The 16239-nt window shown below is 56.0% G+C and carries 22 protein-coding genes; 15 read left to right on the top strand and 7 right to left on the bottom strand.

Going from position 1 to position 16239, the window contains the following annotated elements; genetic code table 11:
* Positions 1-144 precede the first annotated feature (144 nt).
* The 7 genes from J5X93_RS26615 (at position 145) to J5X93_RS26585 (ending at position 4614) form a co-directional block, all read left to right on the top strand.
* A complete protein-coding gene (locus tag J5X93_RS26615; RefSeq protein ID WP_039614039.1) occupies positions 145-486 on the top strand; it encodes a hypothetical protein in 342 nt (113 codons plus the stop codon).
* Positions 487-685: 199 nt separating this feature from the next.
* Positions 686-1027 carry a hypothetical protein gene (locus J5X93_RS26610; RefSeq protein WP_004577609.1) on the top strand — a complete coding sequence of 114 codons (342 nt, stop codon included), beginning with the start codon at positions 686-688 and terminating at the stop codon, positions 1025-1027.
* Between the two features lie 11 nt (positions 1028-1038).
* Positions 1039-1224 carry a hypothetical protein gene (locus J5X93_RS26605; protein WP_039614040.1) on the top strand — a complete coding sequence of 62 codons (186 nt, stop codon included), beginning with the start codon at positions 1039-1041 and terminating at the stop codon, positions 1222-1224.
* Between the two features lie 106 nt (positions 1225-1330).
* Positions 1331-1975, top strand: a complete 645-nt coding sequence (locus J5X93_RS26600) for a hypothetical protein (protein ID WP_039614041.1) — start codon at positions 1331-1333, stop codon at positions 1973-1975.
* Between the two features lie 95 nt (positions 1976-2070).
* A complete protein-coding gene (locus J5X93_RS26595; RefSeq protein WP_004577606.1) occupies positions 2071-2304 on the top strand; it encodes a hypothetical protein in 234 nt (77 codons plus the stop codon).
* Positions 2305-2464: 160 nt separating this feature from the next.
* Positions 2465-3286, top strand: coding sequence for a hypothetical protein (locus tag J5X93_RS26590; protein ID WP_250035029.1), 822 nt, complete (start codon positions 2465-2467; stop codon positions 3284-3286).
* Between the two features lie 479 nt (positions 3287-3765).
* Positions 3766-4614, top strand: a complete 849-nt coding sequence (locus tag J5X93_RS26585) for a hypothetical protein (RefSeq protein ID WP_054902301.1) — start codon at positions 3766-3768, stop codon at positions 4612-4614.
* A 176-nt stretch (positions 4615-4790) separates the two neighbouring features.
* On the opposite strand, the gene J5X93_RS26580 is transcribed toward J5X93_RS26585, so the two are convergent.
* From J5X93_RS26580 to J5X93_RS26570, 3 genes are read right to left on the bottom strand one after another with little or no spacing between them, the layout of a single operon-like run.
* The gene (locus tag J5X93_RS26580; RefSeq protein ID WP_039614045.1) at positions 4791-5462 is read right to left on the bottom strand and encodes a PP2C family protein-serine/threonine phosphatase; all 672 of its coding nucleotides are present in this window, start codon (positions 5460-5462) and stop codon (positions 4791-4793) included.
* Positions 5459-6160 (bottom strand): nucleotidyl transferase AbiEii/AbiGii toxin family protein, encoded by a 702-nt coding sequence (locus J5X93_RS26575; RefSeq protein ID WP_004577602.1) that lies wholly within the window; start codon positions 6158-6160, stop codon positions 5459-5461. The genes J5X93_RS26580 and J5X93_RS26575 overlap by 4 nt, the downstream gene beginning before the upstream one ends.
* Before the next feature lies 1 nt (position 6161).
* Complete coding sequence (locus J5X93_RS26570; protein ID WP_172688323.1) at positions 6162-6956, bottom strand: MarR family transcriptional regulator; 795 nt, start codon at positions 6954-6956, stop codon at positions 6162-6164.
* Between the two features lie 1102 nt (positions 6957-8058).
* Here J5X93_RS26570 and J5X93_RS26565 point away from each other — a divergent pair.
* The 7 genes from J5X93_RS26565 to J5X93_RS26535 are packed head-to-tail and all read left to right on the top strand — an operon-like array spanning position 8059 to position 10780.
* Complete coding sequence (locus tag J5X93_RS26565) at positions 8059-8577, top strand: hypothetical protein (RefSeq protein WP_250035031.1); 519 nt, start codon at positions 8059-8061, stop codon at positions 8575-8577.
* Positions 8577-8771, top strand: a complete 195-nt coding sequence (locus J5X93_RS26560) for a hypothetical protein (protein ID WP_250035033.1) — start codon at positions 8577-8579, stop codon at positions 8769-8771. The genes J5X93_RS26565 and J5X93_RS26560 overlap by 1 nt, the downstream gene beginning before the upstream one ends.
* 11 nt (positions 8772-8782) lie before the next feature.
* A complete protein-coding gene (locus J5X93_RS26555; RefSeq protein ID WP_023662185.1) occupies positions 8783-9025 on the top strand; it encodes a hypothetical protein in 243 nt (80 codons plus the stop codon).
* A gap of 12 nt (positions 9026-9037) precedes the next feature.
* On the top strand, positions 9038-9553 hold the full coding sequence (locus tag J5X93_RS26550) for a hypothetical protein (RefSeq protein ID WP_039614374.1): 516 nt from the start codon (positions 9038-9040) through the stop codon (positions 9551-9553).
* An 18-nt stretch (positions 9554-9571) separates the two neighbouring features.
* The gene (locus tag J5X93_RS26545) at positions 9572-10024 is read left to right on the top strand and encodes a hypothetical protein (RefSeq protein WP_023662183.1); all 453 of its coding nucleotides are present in this window, start codon (positions 9572-9574) and stop codon (positions 10022-10024) included.
* Positions 10025-10030: 6 nt separating this feature from the next.
* A complete protein-coding gene (locus J5X93_RS26540; protein ID WP_128637241.1) occupies positions 10031-10288 on the top strand; it encodes a hypothetical protein in 258 nt (85 codons plus the stop codon).
* A gap of 9 nt (positions 10289-10297) precedes the next feature.
* The gene (locus J5X93_RS26535) at positions 10298-10780 is read left to right on the top strand and encodes a hypothetical protein (RefSeq protein WP_223817442.1); all 483 of its coding nucleotides are present in this window, start codon (positions 10298-10300) and stop codon (positions 10778-10780) included.
* A gap of 84 nt (positions 10781-10864) precedes the next feature.
* Here J5X93_RS26535 and J5X93_RS26530 read toward each other — a convergent pair whose 3' ends face one another.
* Both J5X93_RS26530 and J5X93_RS26525 read right to left on the bottom strand, forming a co-directional pair.
* Positions 10865-11641 carry a hypothetical protein gene (locus J5X93_RS26530; protein WP_039614372.1) on the bottom strand — a complete coding sequence of 259 codons (777 nt, stop codon included), beginning with the start codon at positions 11639-11641 and terminating at the stop codon, positions 10865-10867.
* Complete coding sequence (locus J5X93_RS26525; protein ID WP_054902298.1) at positions 11629-12648, bottom strand: hypothetical protein; 1020 nt, start codon at positions 12646-12648, stop codon at positions 11629-11631. Before J5X93_RS26525 ends, J5X93_RS26530 begins: the two co-directional genes overlap by 13 nt.
* Positions 12649-12949: 301 nt before the next feature.
* On the opposite strand from J5X93_RS26525, the gene J5X93_RS26520 reads away from it, so the two are divergent.
* Positions 12950-13192, top strand: coding sequence for a hypothetical protein (locus J5X93_RS26520; RefSeq protein WP_039614371.1), 243 nt, complete (start codon positions 12950-12952; stop codon positions 13190-13192).
* Positions 13193-13248: 56 nt separating this feature from the next.
* On the opposite strand, the gene J5X93_RS26515 is transcribed toward J5X93_RS26520, so the two are convergent.
* Both J5X93_RS26515 and J5X93_RS26510 read right to left on the bottom strand, forming a co-directional pair.
* The gene (locus J5X93_RS26515) at positions 13249-14508 is read right to left on the bottom strand and encodes a hypothetical protein (protein ID WP_039614370.1); all 1260 of its coding nucleotides are present in this window, start codon (positions 14506-14508) and stop codon (positions 13249-13251) included.
* A 299-nt stretch (positions 14509-14807) separates the two neighbouring features.
* Entirely contained in the window at positions 14808-16160 is a 1353-nt protein-coding gene (locus tag J5X93_RS26510) for a hypothetical protein (RefSeq protein WP_039614369.1), read from the bottom strand.
* Positions 16161-16239: the final 79 nt, after the last annotated feature.

The raw sequence follows: 16239 nt of genomic DNA, 5'->3' as shown, positions 1-16239 counted from the left end.
GCCAGATCAGCCGGTGCCCCATGCTGAAGACCCTTTAGAGACCGCCGATACAGAGCTGCCGCTGATCGGCGAAACCGATGCCGGGTGCGCCTGGCATCATCACCACGACGTGACGATCACGTCATCACGATGAGAAGCATACGAATGGATGACAGAAACAACGGCCTCTTGATTGAAAGCCTGGTGCAGCGCTCCTACGACCGCATGTTCGGCCCCGGTAAGGTGGAGGCTCGCCACCACCCGCTCACCAGCTGGGCCCAGGCAACCGTCTCTGGCAGTGAAAGCAACTTCCAGGACACCCACCGCGATCTGCTGCGGACCTTCGAAGCTGTGCAGAGCACGCTCTACAAGGAGGGTGGCAACGACGAGCTGCTTACCGACCTGTCCGCAGTCGAGGACCGCCTGACGGGCGCTACGACCGTCGATGAGCTGGGTACCGCGATCATCGAGTCAAGGCCTGTGCTTGACCGTGTGTTTGGCCGGTAAGGCAGCCGTTTGAGGCCCTGGACTGCGTTCAGGGCTTTTCACTGTGAAATATTGAGCTTTTCTCACGGACTGATGTGAAACCGGCGATTTGAGCAAGGCTTCGCATGGAAGAGAAAAGGTTGCCATATAGTTTAATCTGTATTGCTATTTGTTGCCCTATAGTTTAACTTTTTGGCTCAGTCACTCATCAGGGCACGCCATGAGCCGCTTCAAATTTCTCGGGATCAACGACGACAAATCGCACTGCGAATGTTGCGGCAAGCAAGGCCTCAAGCGTGTGGTTTGGATCGAGGACTGCGAAACCAACGAGATACGTCACTTCGGCACAACCTGCGCCATGGCGCCAGCGAAGGGCTTCACGCTCGACCTGGAGATTAAGGCGGAGATACGCCGGCTAGATCAGGTGCAGAAGTCTCGCGTTGCCCGGGCTTACCAAACGTACCGGCAGAAGGGTGGGCGTTGCGTGGCCAATCCGGACAAGCCCGGTTACTTCATGTACGCGGACCCACAACTTTGGAACGACTGCCTGGCGGCGGCGTAGGAGGACGAATCATGACCAACACTGAGCGCCTGATTGAAGAGTTCAAGCACTGCAAGGCACATGGGGTCACTCTGCGCTTTGCAACTGGCCGCTACACCGGCAACGGCCCTTCGGTTGTCGAGGCGCTGCGCCGCCGCGGTTATACCGTGAACCGGCTACGCAGCTCGTACTACGAAGTGCCACGCGGCCCAGCCTAATCACATCGGCCCGGTTCGCCGGTCCGGTACCCGCGATAAGACAGCTTCACCACTGACCCGCTGGCGCAGTTGCTGCCAGATGTCGAACGCCTGCAGGAGGCACAGCATGAGCATCACTAAGATTACCGAATGCCGCGAGTGCGGAAGCAAGGCCCTGAGCTGGCAGACACACAACCAGAACATCAGTGATGCGCAGCACGGGCGACTGCGCACCAGCGACATTCGCTGCCAGCTGGTTCTGGGCTGTGATAATTGCTCGGAAACCTTGGCTGTTATGAGCGCCGACCACGTAGCGGCATGGCTCACCGAGCAAGGGGCGTCGCAGTCCGCTCAGAGCCAGCCTGGTGATGACACTCAAACGGCGGCCTGTGCTGGCGATGTTGAAGAGGCGCTGCTGTGGCTTGACGACTTTGTGGCGCGGTGCAATGGCGATGACCGCGGGTCCTGCTCCGCCGTCGAGACTCTGCGTACTGCCCTGTCTGGCAACTCTCAGGCCCAGAAGGTCAGTGCCGTCGCCCTGCGTGAGGCGATGGAAAACCTCGCTGTGAAGGCCTCTGTTGCTGACATTCCCCCGGTAATCCTGCCAGCGTCTGTACGCCAGGTGCCATTGGTAATACTGGGCGGCGTTTGTGTGCGGGTGTCCTACGCGGGTCTCAAGTGGTACCACGACCAGCTGATCGATGATCGCTGGGTGCCGCTGGCGGTGGACGAGTTCGATGCGCTTCTGGTCGAGGCGCTCGCGAAGGCATGAGCTGCACTTGCCCGCCTCAGTACGGCCCGCGCCGGCCTTGTCCGGTACATCCACCCAGGGCCTGACCGGCTCACACCACGATCGAGGACATCCTCATGGCTGTCGCCAAGCGCAAGCCTCGCAACAAACCGACTCAGCTGCAGGTCGGTATTCTCCTCGCCGCCGCGGACCTGTCGCGCTACATCTATGACAGAGGTGATGCAGCTGATCTGCTGCGCCGGCAGGGCCTAGCCGACGCAAACTGCTCGGCCCTAGACGAAATGGACAAGGAGCAGCTGCGAATCTTGCGCGATGACTATGGACTTAGCAGCCTACGGGGGCTGGATTGATCATCCACCTTGTTCTGTAGCAGGCCAGGTCCGCATCACGAACGATCAAACTGCGGTGCACATCTAGATCTCCCTGAACCACGCATCCCCAGCCAGCGAGCTGGGTCGATGCCGTGTAAGCGCCGCGGGGTTCGTGTGCGCAGCAGGGGGAATCAAGATCATGCCATTGACCTGGAGCGTTGCCTTTCATTCTGGAATGTCCAGTTCTCAGGACCTGCGAGCTGCGGTTGATGAGGGCGTCCCCGTAGGGGTAGTTGCAACGTTGCTGGATAGCCTGAAAATCTTTGGCACGCTTCCCCGGCACCTGAATGCAGGAGGTTCCGTGTTCATCGACTCCGGAGCCTTTTCAGCCTTCCAGAAGGGCGAGCTCGTGGGCTGGGAGAAAGTGTTTTTCACGTACGAATGCGTGCTGGCGCGGACAGACTTCCCAGGGGCTCTTAGCATCGTGGCGCCGGACATCATCGGTGACCAATCGGCAACCCTCGACTTGTGGGCTGTGCATGCAGAGCGAGTGCGCACGTGGATCATGGCCGGCGCTCGTGTGATTATTCCATTGCAGTGTGGGGAGCTCTCAGCGGGTGTGATGCTGGCGCATGCCAAGCGTATCTTTCAAACAGATCAGTTCTGCGCGGGGATCCCATCCAATCTAGCGGCCATGAGTGCTGAGGATTGTGCAACGCTGCACCATCACGACTTTCACCTGCTGGGGCGAGTGGTGATCAACGCCGAATTAGGCGATAAACTGCGCGCCCTGTTGGCCAACAATCCCGATGCCATTTACACGGCAGATGCCAACTGGCTGCGATCCCGCATCAGGCAAATCAGCCTGGCTGCAAAGGACTTGCGGCAAGCGCCACCGGACAACCCGTTTGAGTCCTCGCGAACACGTGCAGTACGGGCGGTCCTGCGCCAAGATGCATATCACCAGAAGCAGGGCGGGCCTTCGGGCGCCCGTCACTCGGAAATGATTTATGGCACATAACACTGGAACTGCTCAGTGCTCGTACTGTGGGGCTGAGTATCGACTGGTCTCCGATTTCAAGCGCGACATGCAGAGGCTCTGCAAGGCCTGGCTCAGCCGCCACGAGCGTGCGTGTGCATGCAGAACGCCGGATCAGCGCCGGTCCTGGGCACAGAAGTATGTGGGAAAGGATTTCGCTGAGAGCAGCTTGACGGTCGACCTGGAGCATCCCGGGTTCAAAGACATCCAGCCCAGCCATGCAGGTAATGGGGCGCTCCAGCTGCCCTGAGGCCATCCGCCGGCCTGCACCGACAGGTACTCGGCTAGCGCAGGCCGGGCAAATTCGTTCTCCCTTCCATTGAAGGTGCGAGTTGGCAACCGGTCTGGCACAGTGCTGATGGGCGAAAGCTCATTCTGCCACTGGTGAAAGCAGCGCTCGAATCAGTTATCACCGCCATTGTTCCAGTGAATCCATGAGCCATCTCCAAAGGAGCTGTGAAGTGAAGCCCGTCGATCTTATGAGCAAGGCTTGGGTAGACACCTACGAAGAGATTGCTGCTAAAGCCCAGCAAGTCAGGGCCGTGCTGGTGCAGCGCAACATCAGGCTTCGGTCCGGGAGCGCGCTTTGTCAGTTGCTCAGTCAGGCCGACAAGCTGAGCCGGGCATGGGCTGACCAGGTGAAGCCGGATGACCGGGTGGTGTGGGAAGCGGCGTACGTGAATCGTCTCGCTGATGCAGTCACCAATTTGCCAGATGAACCAGGGATTCAAGAGGCGCTCAAGCGCATGGCCGGCGGAGTAATGCAGCCTCACGATCGGAGCAACTCTCACCAAGGGAAAGACGCTCTGTGGGAGCTGGTGCTGCTTTCCGACTTGAAGAACCGTGGGCTTACGGCCAAAGCTGCAGAGCCAGATATCCTGGTTGACTTCGGCATGGGCGATTACCCGATCGCATGCAAGAAGATCTGGTCAACGCTCGGGGTTGAGAAGCGTGTCAGCCATGCTGCTAGGCAGCTGGCACCGTTCAACAATGGCGGAATCATTGCCCTCAATTTGGACGATTTGGTCCCTGTCGGGAAAGTCGTGAGTGGTCCTAACAAAGCTGATGCGAGAGGCGTACTGAGCGCGTTCAATTCAGAGTTTATTGAGAGTCACAGAAACGTGCTGCAGAACGCTGTCATGGACGGCAAATGCGATGGATTTCTCATCTCGACGACTGCCTTTGCCGTGCTATGGGAAGAGGAGACTTCGGCCTATCTAGCGTCAGAAGGCACGCTGTGGCACCTGGGTGATTCGTCGCAGGAAGCCTGCGAGCGATTCCGTGCTTTTCGTAACTCGCAAGGCATTTAACCAGGGGCTTGAAGCAAAGGGCAGGGGAGGCACGCCTGTAGAGCCACGAAAATGGTGACTCTGCAGGCTCAGCAAAAGCTGCCTCAAGGTCATTCTTTGGCGATAGCCCCCATCAGTTTTCAAAGATCAGATGAGAAAGGCCTATCTGATCCACCCAATAGTTGGCTCGGCAGGACTCACATTCTCACGTCAATCCAAGTGACATCATCACTCACGACAGCAATGTCCCCAGCTGGCTCATTGATCGCAGCAGCTTGCTGCGATTCAGTGAGCTCGGCCCAGAACCCATCTGTGGCGAAGACAAAACGAGTTCCCGCCGGTGCCGGCTGGCGTAAAAAATCAGGACTCGGAGCGCGTGTTGCTCTGAGGCTGCGGGTAACCAGATTGCGTGCAGGATCCAACGCCAATTCGCGGTGCGATCTGTCGCGCTTCCAGTTTGCTTGGCAGTGTGGAGGAGTAAACCATTCGATATTGCCGTCGTTTCCAGCCATCCCACAGGCGCAATCACCCTCATAAGCAACGGTGAGTAGGCCCTGGGATGCGACACCGATCAGATAGCTGGTGGTGCCAGTCTGGTTTGTGAATAGCTGACGGTGCATATCCACCAAGATACCGTTGAGCAATTGTTGAACTTGTTCTGGGCTGGAGTCATCTGCGCCCTGAGCTACATTGCTCAGATAGGCTCTAATCACGCCTTGTGCCAAGCCTTGCGCAAGCTGACCGCTGCCTGGTTTCGAGGTGCCATCCATAATGACAAAAAGGCCTCGTGCCCCATGGATCTCGGCGGCTGCAAAGTCGTGGTTCGCTGCTCGGTCATGCCCTTTTACGGACCTAGTTTGATATCTCATGCGAGCGCGCTCAGGTCTTTCATGCGTTGATGAATGAGCTTGGCACGCCCAGGGTTGGCTCGAACAGAGCCTGAGCTCTCAACTGCATAATCGATGCCGTTAAGTTTTGCCAGAGCGCCAATACACTCGGCAACGTATTGCCTGAGCTCTTCGCCGGCTTCACGGACCTCTGCCAATAGCTCTGGGCGTCCGTCTAGGAGGATGATGATATCCTCGACGTCCTTATGGTACGGATCGCCGTTACCCCGACCACTGAAGGCTTCGAGCTTAGTTGCCAAGAAGAATGCTGGCTTGAAGATTCGAATTGCCCGACCGCTAGGTAGCTCAAATGGTACCGCTTGAGCCAGTCCCTCTACATACCAGCGGTTAGCGTAGCCGAGAATAGACGCGTCGCTTGGCATCACATCGACGATGACATCATTGAACCTGAACCGGCAGTTCACATCATCTTCCCCAGTGATCTTGAAGCCTTTCGCTGCAAGACGCACTGTAAGCTTTTCCCAGGCAGAAATGCCTGCTAGCTCGATCACCAGGTCGACATCGTCGGTGAATCGGATGTCGTCCAGCACTGCGCTATCGGTGACCAACATAGCGGTTGTGCATCCACCGACAAAGGCACACTCAGCCAAAAACTCGTCGCCCAAACCATCAGCCACAAACGAGATAAGCTCGTAGTTGTGGTCCGCATTCGATGCCATATTACTTCACCCCCATCCCTGCTTTCAGTATGTTGACAGCCACGCCACACTCCCTTGGGCCGCCAACGCGGATCGCGTCTACAAGCGCGAGGTAATGATAAAGGGTCCTATCTATTTTTACCGCTTCGGGCACCGTCTTGTAGAGGGGCTCGATTGACTGGCCTCGCTCGCTGCCCAGTGGGTCGGGCCAGACAGGTATCAGTCCGCCAGCACTTTTTAGGCTTTTCGAAAGGGCTGGCGCAGCAAAGCCGGTAGGGATGCCACGGACGATTGCACCTGGCTTTACTGGAAAAAAGTACTTCAGAGCGTGCTCGGCAACCTTCAGCAGCTCACGTCGATTCACCTTTGGAAGACCGGTGTCGAAATCGCTGGTAAGAAGGCCGGCATTGCGACAACGCGCCATGGCGTTGGAGACTTCACTTTTACTGAGGCCAAGCGACGCAGAGAGCGCCCGCAAGGAATAGTTTTCGCTCCAGCTCGTTACTGGGGTCGACGGCACCACATCCGACCAGCCCTCCCATCGGTCAGAATCGCCCATCGGTGAATCGAGTTCTTGTGGCCGAAATACCGTGTCTTCGTCATTCGGCAGCAACTGAGACAGCACCTCACCTACCTGGCCGCTAACTGACGCCAACCAACGGGGCTCTGGGTTGAGAATGTTTCTCACATGCTCAGAGGTAGATTCCAATTCCATGCGGCCAAACAGGTTTTCCTCTTGAGCGTGCAGGCTAGTCATTTTGAAAAGCAACAAAATGTCTTGACTCTTCATAACTGGCTTTTCTCCGCGTGTCCACATTCCATGAATCGTGGACAACATTCTCTTGGTACTAATTAAATAGTCAAGAAAATTCTTCGTTGCCAGGCTAGAGGCCGGCATCCGCGGAAGGGTTCAATGCATTCTGGTTGAGAAATTTCCTCCGTCGATCAGAAATGGTCAAAAAATATTGACGTTCCGGAATAAAAGAAATGTCATTCGTCCACATTCCATGAATCGTGGACGTTTGTTTTTTATAAGATTTCGTCTTGTCAACTATACCCTGTCGCTTGGTGCTGCTGTTGGGGTCAGCGACAAAGGGGCCTGGGGCCCATGCGTGAGCCCTGCAGAGGCCGCCTATCGGTGGCGCTAGGTTGAGTGCATGAGCGAAGAATGAGGTGCGCAGGAGCGCATCACCGCCCCCATCCTCCACGCCTCTCCATTGGCGGCCCTTTCCTACTTAGCGGAGGAGGGCGCTTCTGCAGGAGTTCCAGTCAAAAAAGCCCGCGGAAGCGGGCTTGATGGTGACCGCTGGGACCTAGTTTGGAGCCCGGCCGGTCAACTATTTGTGAAGCCAGCTTTTCTGTGAAGCTACAACGCCTGCACTGCCGGCCTGAAATGATCTGTCCCCTCTTTCCTGGTCTGCCCCAGCACTCGACCTGTGGTACCATCTTATTACGCATACGTGTTATGTATCAGTTTGCTTTATGTTGCTAAGGAGGGTGTGTGATCTCTGGTATAGCTCTGGGTTGCGATTACCAAGGTCGGCATTTCGGTGCGTCCTATCCCGACGCGCAGTGTGTTGATGGGTTTCTTTGGGATGAGGACAGTTGCGACGAACCAGGTGGCGCCTTGCGCCATGGCGGTGACATCCCCTGCCCAAAATGTAATTGGGCTGCGCATGCTTCGTACTTCGCCACTGACGAAGCAGGGCTCGCGCCGGCCCTAGGTCAAAACGATCGGCAGGGGGGCACTGCGTCTGATCAGTAGTCACGTTTGTCGCTGGACTGTGAACCACTCCATTCCCTCTGATCCGATGAAGGAAATGACGCTGTGACACTACATCTTGTGTCCTCTTCAGCTGCTTTCAACACAATATCTAGTGGTACTAAGGAAATGAGCGACCATGCCATCTGAGTCCGATATGCTCGAAGTGCACCAGCCAATCAACCCCGACGCGACAAGCGTTGATGTGACCTGTCCGCACTGCCATACCACCGAAGAGTTCCATGCCTCGACCTGGCGACAGCAAGACCCACAGGGGCATTTTTCGTTGGCGCCGATTCGCGCCTACGGCGTGACCTGTGCAGGCTGCCGCACTGATTTCCGTTTCAAGCTGACTGCGGCGGTAAACCCTTGGCCAGCAGGCCGCACGCTCGACGTTGCGTGTCCGGCCTGCCAGCACACGGTCACGACCCAGATTGCTGTGGTCCGGCAGATGGATGGGCCTAGCAGGCCAGACACCTGCGACGCATGCGGTAATGATTTTGAGGTGTACGCCGATGGTCGCGTGATTGTGATCGAATACGAGCGATCCAAAGGCCGGCGCAATTTGCTGCTTGAAGCTATGAAGGCCGGGGGGCAGGTGATTTTTGATCCCCGTGGCGCCGAGACTGCGCCCTTCATCACCGATGTGGAAGTGCTGCTGGGGGCGTACCCGTAGTGATCCATGCGGATGGCACAGAGCAGTTTTTGGATGATTCGGCGGAACCTGTCTATGCCTATTCGCCACGCCTAGCAGCCGATGAGCTGGAAGCGTTCTGCAAGGCAAATATCGCCAAGTACGAGGCATTCAGTGCTGAGCATGGCAATGACAAGCTCATGACCGAGCGCGTTCCTATGACCCCATTCTGGTAGGGATATCGACCGTGACCACCAAGCTCAGTGAGCCGATGAAAACCGTACTGATGAAGCTGGGGACCGGCTGGGGCTGGGATGACTTCGGCGTGCATGGCCCATTGTCCTACGCTGCGCGGGTGCGTACCTGCGAAGCGCTGCGAAAGCGAGGGCTGGTGTCATTCGCGCACGGTGACTACGACCTGACGGCAGCCGGCGAGGCGCTGGCCAAGCAACTTAATGACCGGGCCAAAGCCGCCCAGGTCGCGCACTAGGGAAAATGAGCCATGAACTATTTGGATCGAGCGACCGACGAAGCGGGGTATCCGGTAATGGGGTTTGAGGCCTTCTACCAGCAAGGCATTTCCTGCTTTGTATGGGGCCTGCCAAAGCCATTGGTGCGTAAGGCTTTCCAGCGCGTCTGTGCCGATCAGAAAGCACAAGGCCGCGTGGTGGCGATGTGGCAGGTGCGTGCGTTCGTATACGGCCTTTCAGGGCGCTTTGAAGGCGGGCAACGTGAACGCAAAGCGCCAGCAGGGTATCAGTGGCCAACGCCGCCTGATGCGTCTTGGGAGCTGATCGTGTGCATCTATCCAGGCGGCTCATTCGACCTCGATCTGTTGCACCCGGTCAGTTGCCGCTTCTGGTCAGAGGACAACGGATTCTTCGACGTACCAACCGAAGCCCGTTCGCTGATGAATCGCGAGTGGTTTGAGTCGATGGGCTTCGATGTGATGACCATGCAACCAGCGATGCTAGTGCAGATTGCCGACTCAAAAACGCCTCACCTGAAACCGGTGTGAGATTCAAGGAAGGTCACGATGAGAACCGTTGAGAAGATGGTACGCATGCCGGTCTGCATCGGCCAGGAACCACTGGTGGGAAACTACTACACCGTCGAGTGCAAGCTTTGCGGTTGGGTCGGTAGTTCGGAAGTGCTGACCGACGACTGCCAATGCACCCAGGATGAGGGCGACCGGCTCTGCTTGGGTGATACCGACGAAATCGGCACAGACCGCTTGCTCGAAATCGTCCAGGCCATGGACCGGCGCCATGGTGAGTCGCAAAAGGCTTACCAACAGCTTATCGAGCACACCAACGAAACCGAGCAGCACCTGGACAAGGCCGCCGAGCTGCTTAAGGAAATAGTCCAGAGTGGCCAAGCCTACCGCGAGTGCACCGACAAGGGGAGCGCGACCGGCCGGCGGGTCGCGGCCGTGCTTGGCTACGTCGCCCAGTTCCAACCAGATCCGCACCCGGTCGAGCCGGATTAAATGCCCGTGACCGAGCCCCAATGGCGCGAGTTTCGCCCCAGTAGTTGGACTCGCAGTGACTTGGCCGGTGTCGCGCAACCGCACGGCGCAGACGACCAGCCCGAGGCGGCTTATTGGCTGGCTTGGGCGCCGTACATAACAGGTGATCGAAGTGACCCAGGCCATCCCGATCAGGTGATGCGCCGGCGCTTCAAAACCAAGGAAGCGGCCATGGCTCACGTCGACAAGACCTGGCCCAAGGGCCGCTGGCAACTGAACTGTTAGCGGAATCGCATGGCCGCTGGCTTAGCACTGCTGACTTTTGACACCCATTCTCAAACTGGAAAAAGTATGTCACCACTTCGAAATCTTGCCGTGTACGGTTGTATCGCTCTGTCGCTGGCAGGGTGCAATGACAAAAAGATCAACGTGACCATCCCAATGGGCGCTGTCATCTACGCAAAACTCTATCACCTCGGTGATCCTGCGCTTGGCACTGTTCTGCCGACCGAGTACCGCGCAGGTGGGGCTGGCAAGGTGGATTATGATTTTTCTCAGGTCCTGGCCGGCGGCGACTGCGCTCTGGGCATCCCCCTCGAATGGAACAACAGCATGAAGAAGCATGTGGCTGCGACCGCCACACTGTCGTGCGACGGAGTTGAGCAGCGAGAGCTGAAAGGCTATGTGGTCGACAAAGATGGGAAGCAAGGCCTGGACGGCGTTGCGTTGGGCGGTGTGGTCTCGTTCGTGGTGACCGAATCCGTTTCCGTGAAGTAATGAGGATCACGGATTGATCGAACTAGGGGAGGGCAATGGCGCCCGACTTGAACGTCGAGCGCGAATTGTGCGGGGCGATTCGCTTTAAGCGGTCACCTGAAGGCCGAAGGACTCTGCAATACGGCCGACAATGGTCGGGAGGTCACCCTGGATCTTGAGTGCTTTGAAGTCGAGATCCTCGGTAGCCAGGCGGTCTAGGAACAGCTGCATGTCCGCGGTGATGCTTTCGGGCAGCTCGATCACTTCGCCGGTCAGCAGACTGGTCAGGGCCAGGACATCGTTCCGGTGCTTTCTGATGTCCTTACTGTCTGCCCCGCCTTCACCGTTTTCTTTGCGCTGAGACAAGTCGAGCCAGGCTTTAGCCTTGAAGGGGATAAGGCGATCGGCGCCGATATAGGTCAGCTCCTCACCCTGCTGGCGGCCGGACAGTAGGAACTGGTAATAGTCCTCGTTCAGCAAAATGGCGCTTAAGCTCGAAACCGATTCGTCTGTTGGGATGGGGGTCAGCGTCGCGTTCTCTTCGTGCTCCAGGCCTTCCGGCGCCCGCGAGAATAGTTCGATCATGACGGGGTAGGAGGGATCTGTAGGTTTTTGGAACCGATAGAAAATGGGTTCTGGACGCTCGCCGCCTCTCTGCTTGATCTCGTAACCGCCACTTTTTATGAACGCCCAGAACCTTGCAACAAAGTCGGCATTCAGTGCTTCGATTACCAAGACAACGTCCAGGTCCTTAGTGACCCTGAAATCCTCGCCCGCGTCCTCCATTGCGAGAGCTGAGGCAACGCCTCCGATCAGGACGTAGCTATCACGAAAATCATGGAAGTGTTTGCCGAAGACATCCAGGCCTATTACGCTAACCAATTGACTTGCTCCTTGAGTTCATCCAACGCAATCTGAATGCGTTCGTCAGGGTTTTCATCCAAGCTCAGATACAGCGATGCCGCATCTGCTATGTTGTGTCTTTCGGTGAGCGACGGATACGTCCAGATCTCCACCCACTCCTCGATCCCGTCCAACGAATCTATGACTTTGAACGCATCAAGCGCCAGCATGTCGTTGAACACTTTCTTGGTCATTCCCCACACGGCCTGTTTAGGCTCCGCCAGCATCGTGTATTTGGCCAGGGCAGTTTCCCCGGCGAGACACACACCGGGCGCCATGGGGAGAGTGTTGCGGGTTATGCCAACTCTCTTTCTGACGGGGGACCGTAGGTATTGCTTGGCCTTTCGGAACACCTCAGCTGGTGTCCCGTTGAAGGCGTAGGTCTTCCAGTGAAGGTCGCTCTTTGCAGGGGTGATCACCTCAAGGGAGGTCAGCTGTTCCACCGCCTTCGAGAGTGTTACCCGGCTGTAATTGAGACCGCCCAGGAGGGCGTTCGTCGTAAAATAGGCTTCGTCGGTTTTGCCGGCATACAGGCATGAGAGCAGCATGGCTTGGGCTGCCGGGAGGAGGGCGGCCACCTCGCTTTGCTCTCGACGCAGGCGGAAGCTTTCGCGCAGGTCCAGCGCCATTTCTGGTATGAACATCTGAAAGCTGGGCTGGATGAAGTTGACCTGATGCGTGATCAGGCTGCGGCGGTCTTGAACCGACAATGATCTGCAGACGTAGACGACCACCTGTTTGGTGGCCTTGTGCACGAGCTCGATGTGCTTCTGCAGCTTCACGATGCCCGGATAAGCAACCTCATCACGCGAGACCAGCAGCATCATATTGAGCGCCGAGCTTTTCCCCATCGGCATGCTCAATTCGTAGGTCTTGTAGCTATCCCGGATGGTGTAGGGGACCCGGAGTGGCACCGGCGTCAGGTGCGCTGTCACACCTAGAACGGACTCGATGTAGGCCTTAGCTTCGTCTTGTAAATTCGGCATATCCTGGCTCCGTGTTAACCACTTTTTTTCACTGTAAACCACAGAGGTTTACAAGTCAAAAAAGTGGTTTACAAGCCAGTGTTTATGGGGGTTAAAAGGATTCCATTCTGCCTATGCTGCAACTGATGCAGCGCGCATCTCAGTATGCGCTGCGCACTGCACAGTGTGAAGCGCATACTGGGCGTTTCAGCCGCCATGGCTTGGCCTGCTGACTTTTCCTACAGCCGTGACGGAGCCGTCTGATCGACACCAATGACTCAGCAGGGGAAGGTCTGGTTTTTACCGAGCAATGGACAGGAAAATGGCTATACCAACCACCAGCGATCTGAAGCTGCCTCTCAGCTTGCACCTGGATCAGAACACCCTTGACGCGATCGAGCGCTTCAGGGACGCACGTGCGGAACACTTGAAGTATGCGCACGATGAGACGGCTACCAGCGCAGAATTGTTTCTGGCGCTACAGCGAGCTGAGTTCGACCTGGCCACGGCGGTTGACAGGCTTTTGGTCGAACACTCCAGCATGTCGAACTGTCGGGGCTTCTAGGGCTTCGTTCTGACCGGCTCGTAGGGTGGCATGGAGGGCGGGGAGGCCTACCCGCCTCAGCCTGGAGAGCAATATTCCACCGAGATCCACAGCTCATTCACCAAGATGTTTGCCTTGGTAATGTCATGGCCAAAGACTCTGTTTTCCTTGATGGCAGGTCGATTGCTGAACTCCCCGAAACGATCGTTGCTGATGATGTAAGCGTTCGGGGAATATGCCAATTCGATGATCATTTCATCGGCGCTGCGGCCTCTGCCGACGCGGTACGTCTCTACTGACGCTGGGAAGGTGCGTTGAATGTCCTCCCACGAAACCTGAAGCTTTCTCGTGATGCCTGGGTCAAAGACCAGAATGATCTCACTGCCAGGCCAGTTTGAAAGCAGTGCCGGAACGAGTGCACTCAAAGCGTTCAGTCCGATGAACTGTTGATTCTTGCCCCGGCCACGATTGCATAGGTTGCTCCCGTCAATGATCAGCCGCTCGATGACCCGACTATCGCGCTGCCGGAGCGACGCCATTCGCTGCTCCCATTTTGCGAGCTCACGCTCAAGGTCCTCAACATCGCTGGTTTTGTGCCTGACGACCTGGGCAATGTCATCTGTTCCGAAATAGTTACTACAAGCCCCCTTAACTTTCGCGGCCTCCTCTGACCGTGGTGGTGCGTTTCGGTGGTCATCTCGGAAAATGATCGCTTGGGCCAGCTTCTCCTTGGCCACAATCAGACGCTCGCGATATTTGAGGCACTGTGCCTGCGGCACACGAATATGCTCTTCAAACCTGGCAATTTTGGCTGCAAGACTTTCAACGGCTGGCTGCAGTCTTGCGATCTGCGAACTGTAGGTGGCGTAGTCGGAATCGGTTTCGAGCCAGTCCAGGGTAGAGTGGAACTGAACATCGTATCGAAGCCTCTGTACCAGATGCTGCTGGGTGGCTATCTCTCCATTTTCGCAAATCAATGCATCCAACCGTGCAGCTTTCTCGGCTAGCTTGGCTTCCTCTGCCTCGGACATTTTTTGGGGGGGAGGAACCCGCCCCGTTACAGCGTCGAATGCTTGCCCGAGCAACGAGCGGTGCGCACGATAGACTGCCTCGTGGACTGTGGCACGATCGATCAGGGTTAATCCACCCAATTCGGAACTCTCCCGTTCGAGCTCCTCTAGTTTCACCTCGGCATTTTTGAGCGCCAACTTGGCCTGAGCTTCATCAAAGCGAGACAAGTGGCCGTAGAGTTCGTACTGCTCCCGCAAGCCCACTTCAGCCGCGGCAAGGGCGGCGACAGCAGCTTCGTACTGCGCACTGTAGGGGTTGTGATCCATTGCGTTTCCAAATGATGGAGTTCTGCGTACAACCGATGCGCACCGTGGCACCTGCCTCTTAACGCAGTTGAGCGGCCACTTTAAGGGGAAGCGGTTGGAGAGTGAAGAGCAATGGGCCGCGACGGTGGGCCTTCGGCGATCTGAGAGACGCAACCGGGGACGCCACGCATAGGCACACCCCGGCATTCCACTGGCGCATTTTCTGCTGGGGCACGTACGCGAGGCGGGTCATTGGGGTGTCGCTTCCACGCCGAGATCCGTGCCCGCCACTCACATGCTAGTTTATGTAGCTATTAGAGTCAGTTCTTAAGGCCATCCATCGAGGCGTGCAGCATTTTTTCAACCATATCTAAAATTAGGGTGCAGATACCTTTTATGTTGAACTCAGGCAGTCTCTCAACCCAATAAGACAGCGCTGCGAATCCCGCGTGACCAATGTCAAGGTCATCCTCTTTACAGAAAAGCGCGCTCTTCAGCATTGGCCCATCAGCCATGCTGCCAACCTGGATTACTATCAAAAAAATTCCTGTAGTAGGTGCATTGCCGGCAAAAAACCGGAATTTATGGCTTGAGTGTTCACCTCCTGTTAGCTCGAAAATATACTTGCAGTGCCCATGGCGAGTTATACATCCGAAGGCGGCTGTGCACTCCTCAACTGTCTTTGGATAAATGACAATTGGTAGTGATTTAACTAAGTGCAGGAGGTCTTTGGTCATGATTTTCGATAGGGGTACCCGCCCCTTCATGAATGACCTAAGTGCCCGACTTGAAATGTGCTCAGGCAAATACTCTACGATGGGGTACGCCAAAGCGTTTAGCGTGGCAATTAAGCCCTCAGTTTCGGGAGACCAATAATGTCTGGTTTCGTCAATAAGTTTATATTGGTCAACGTCATTTGGCTCCTCATCTTCGTCCTGGAGGAACAGCCAATGTATCCAGCGATGATCGTCATTTTCCTCGCTATAGCAGTACGCTTTGCCTATGGCCGGCATGGGTACCTGCCAGCTTTCTTTGGTTACCCAGTCGGTATCAAGACGAAAATATTCGTCTGGGCTTAAAGAGATTGATGGTAATGAGGGTGATATCGCCAAGTGTTTTTCAAGTAGATGATCTCTGCTTTTGTCATGAGGGGAGGATTCTACAAGGATGCCTTGGCGCTCAGAAACCATCTTGCCAATAATGTTCAGTAGGGACTCTACTGACGCTGGCTTTCTCAATAGTTCGAAATCCTCCCAGTAAATTATTGATTGCTCGTGCGCCTGAACCTTGCTAGCGCCGAAAGTGGCGTCAGTATCGGTCACAATTTCCTTGAGTTGGCCATCAGGATCAATTAGCTGAAGGATGCCCTTCAGGGGAACGACACTCAGTAGCTCTTCGTCAATGCATAATTGGTCTGGAATGCCTTTGAGGAAAGGGTTTGATGCCCAAGCTTCGTATAGAAAATTAGCTATCGAGATTTTATCATTGTGTTTGAAGAACCTCTGGTGATAGAGGTCAAGGCCCGGAACATTCAGCGTCAGCGCAATTACTGGAATCAATGCAAGGCCTTCTGCTTCTGAAGGGTTTAGGCCTTCACTTACCCAGAACGCTTCACGCTCTTCGCTCACAAAAAGATATTTATGCTGAACTATGGTGAAATGATGAGTGAGCATGTCAGCCTCTGGATGGCACTGAAATATTTTCGGCTTGAGCAGTAAAGTTTCAGCTCATGAATTTCGGTTTATGTTACAC

It is taken from the genome of Pseudomonas sp. BYT-1 (assembly GCF_023611805.1).
In the GTDB taxonomy this organism is placed as follows: Bacteria; Pseudomonadota; Gammaproteobacteria; order Pseudomonadales; family Pseudomonadaceae; genus Aquipseudomonas; species Aquipseudomonas guariconensis.
This window is presented reverse-complemented; position numbering and strand designations above follow the sequence as displayed.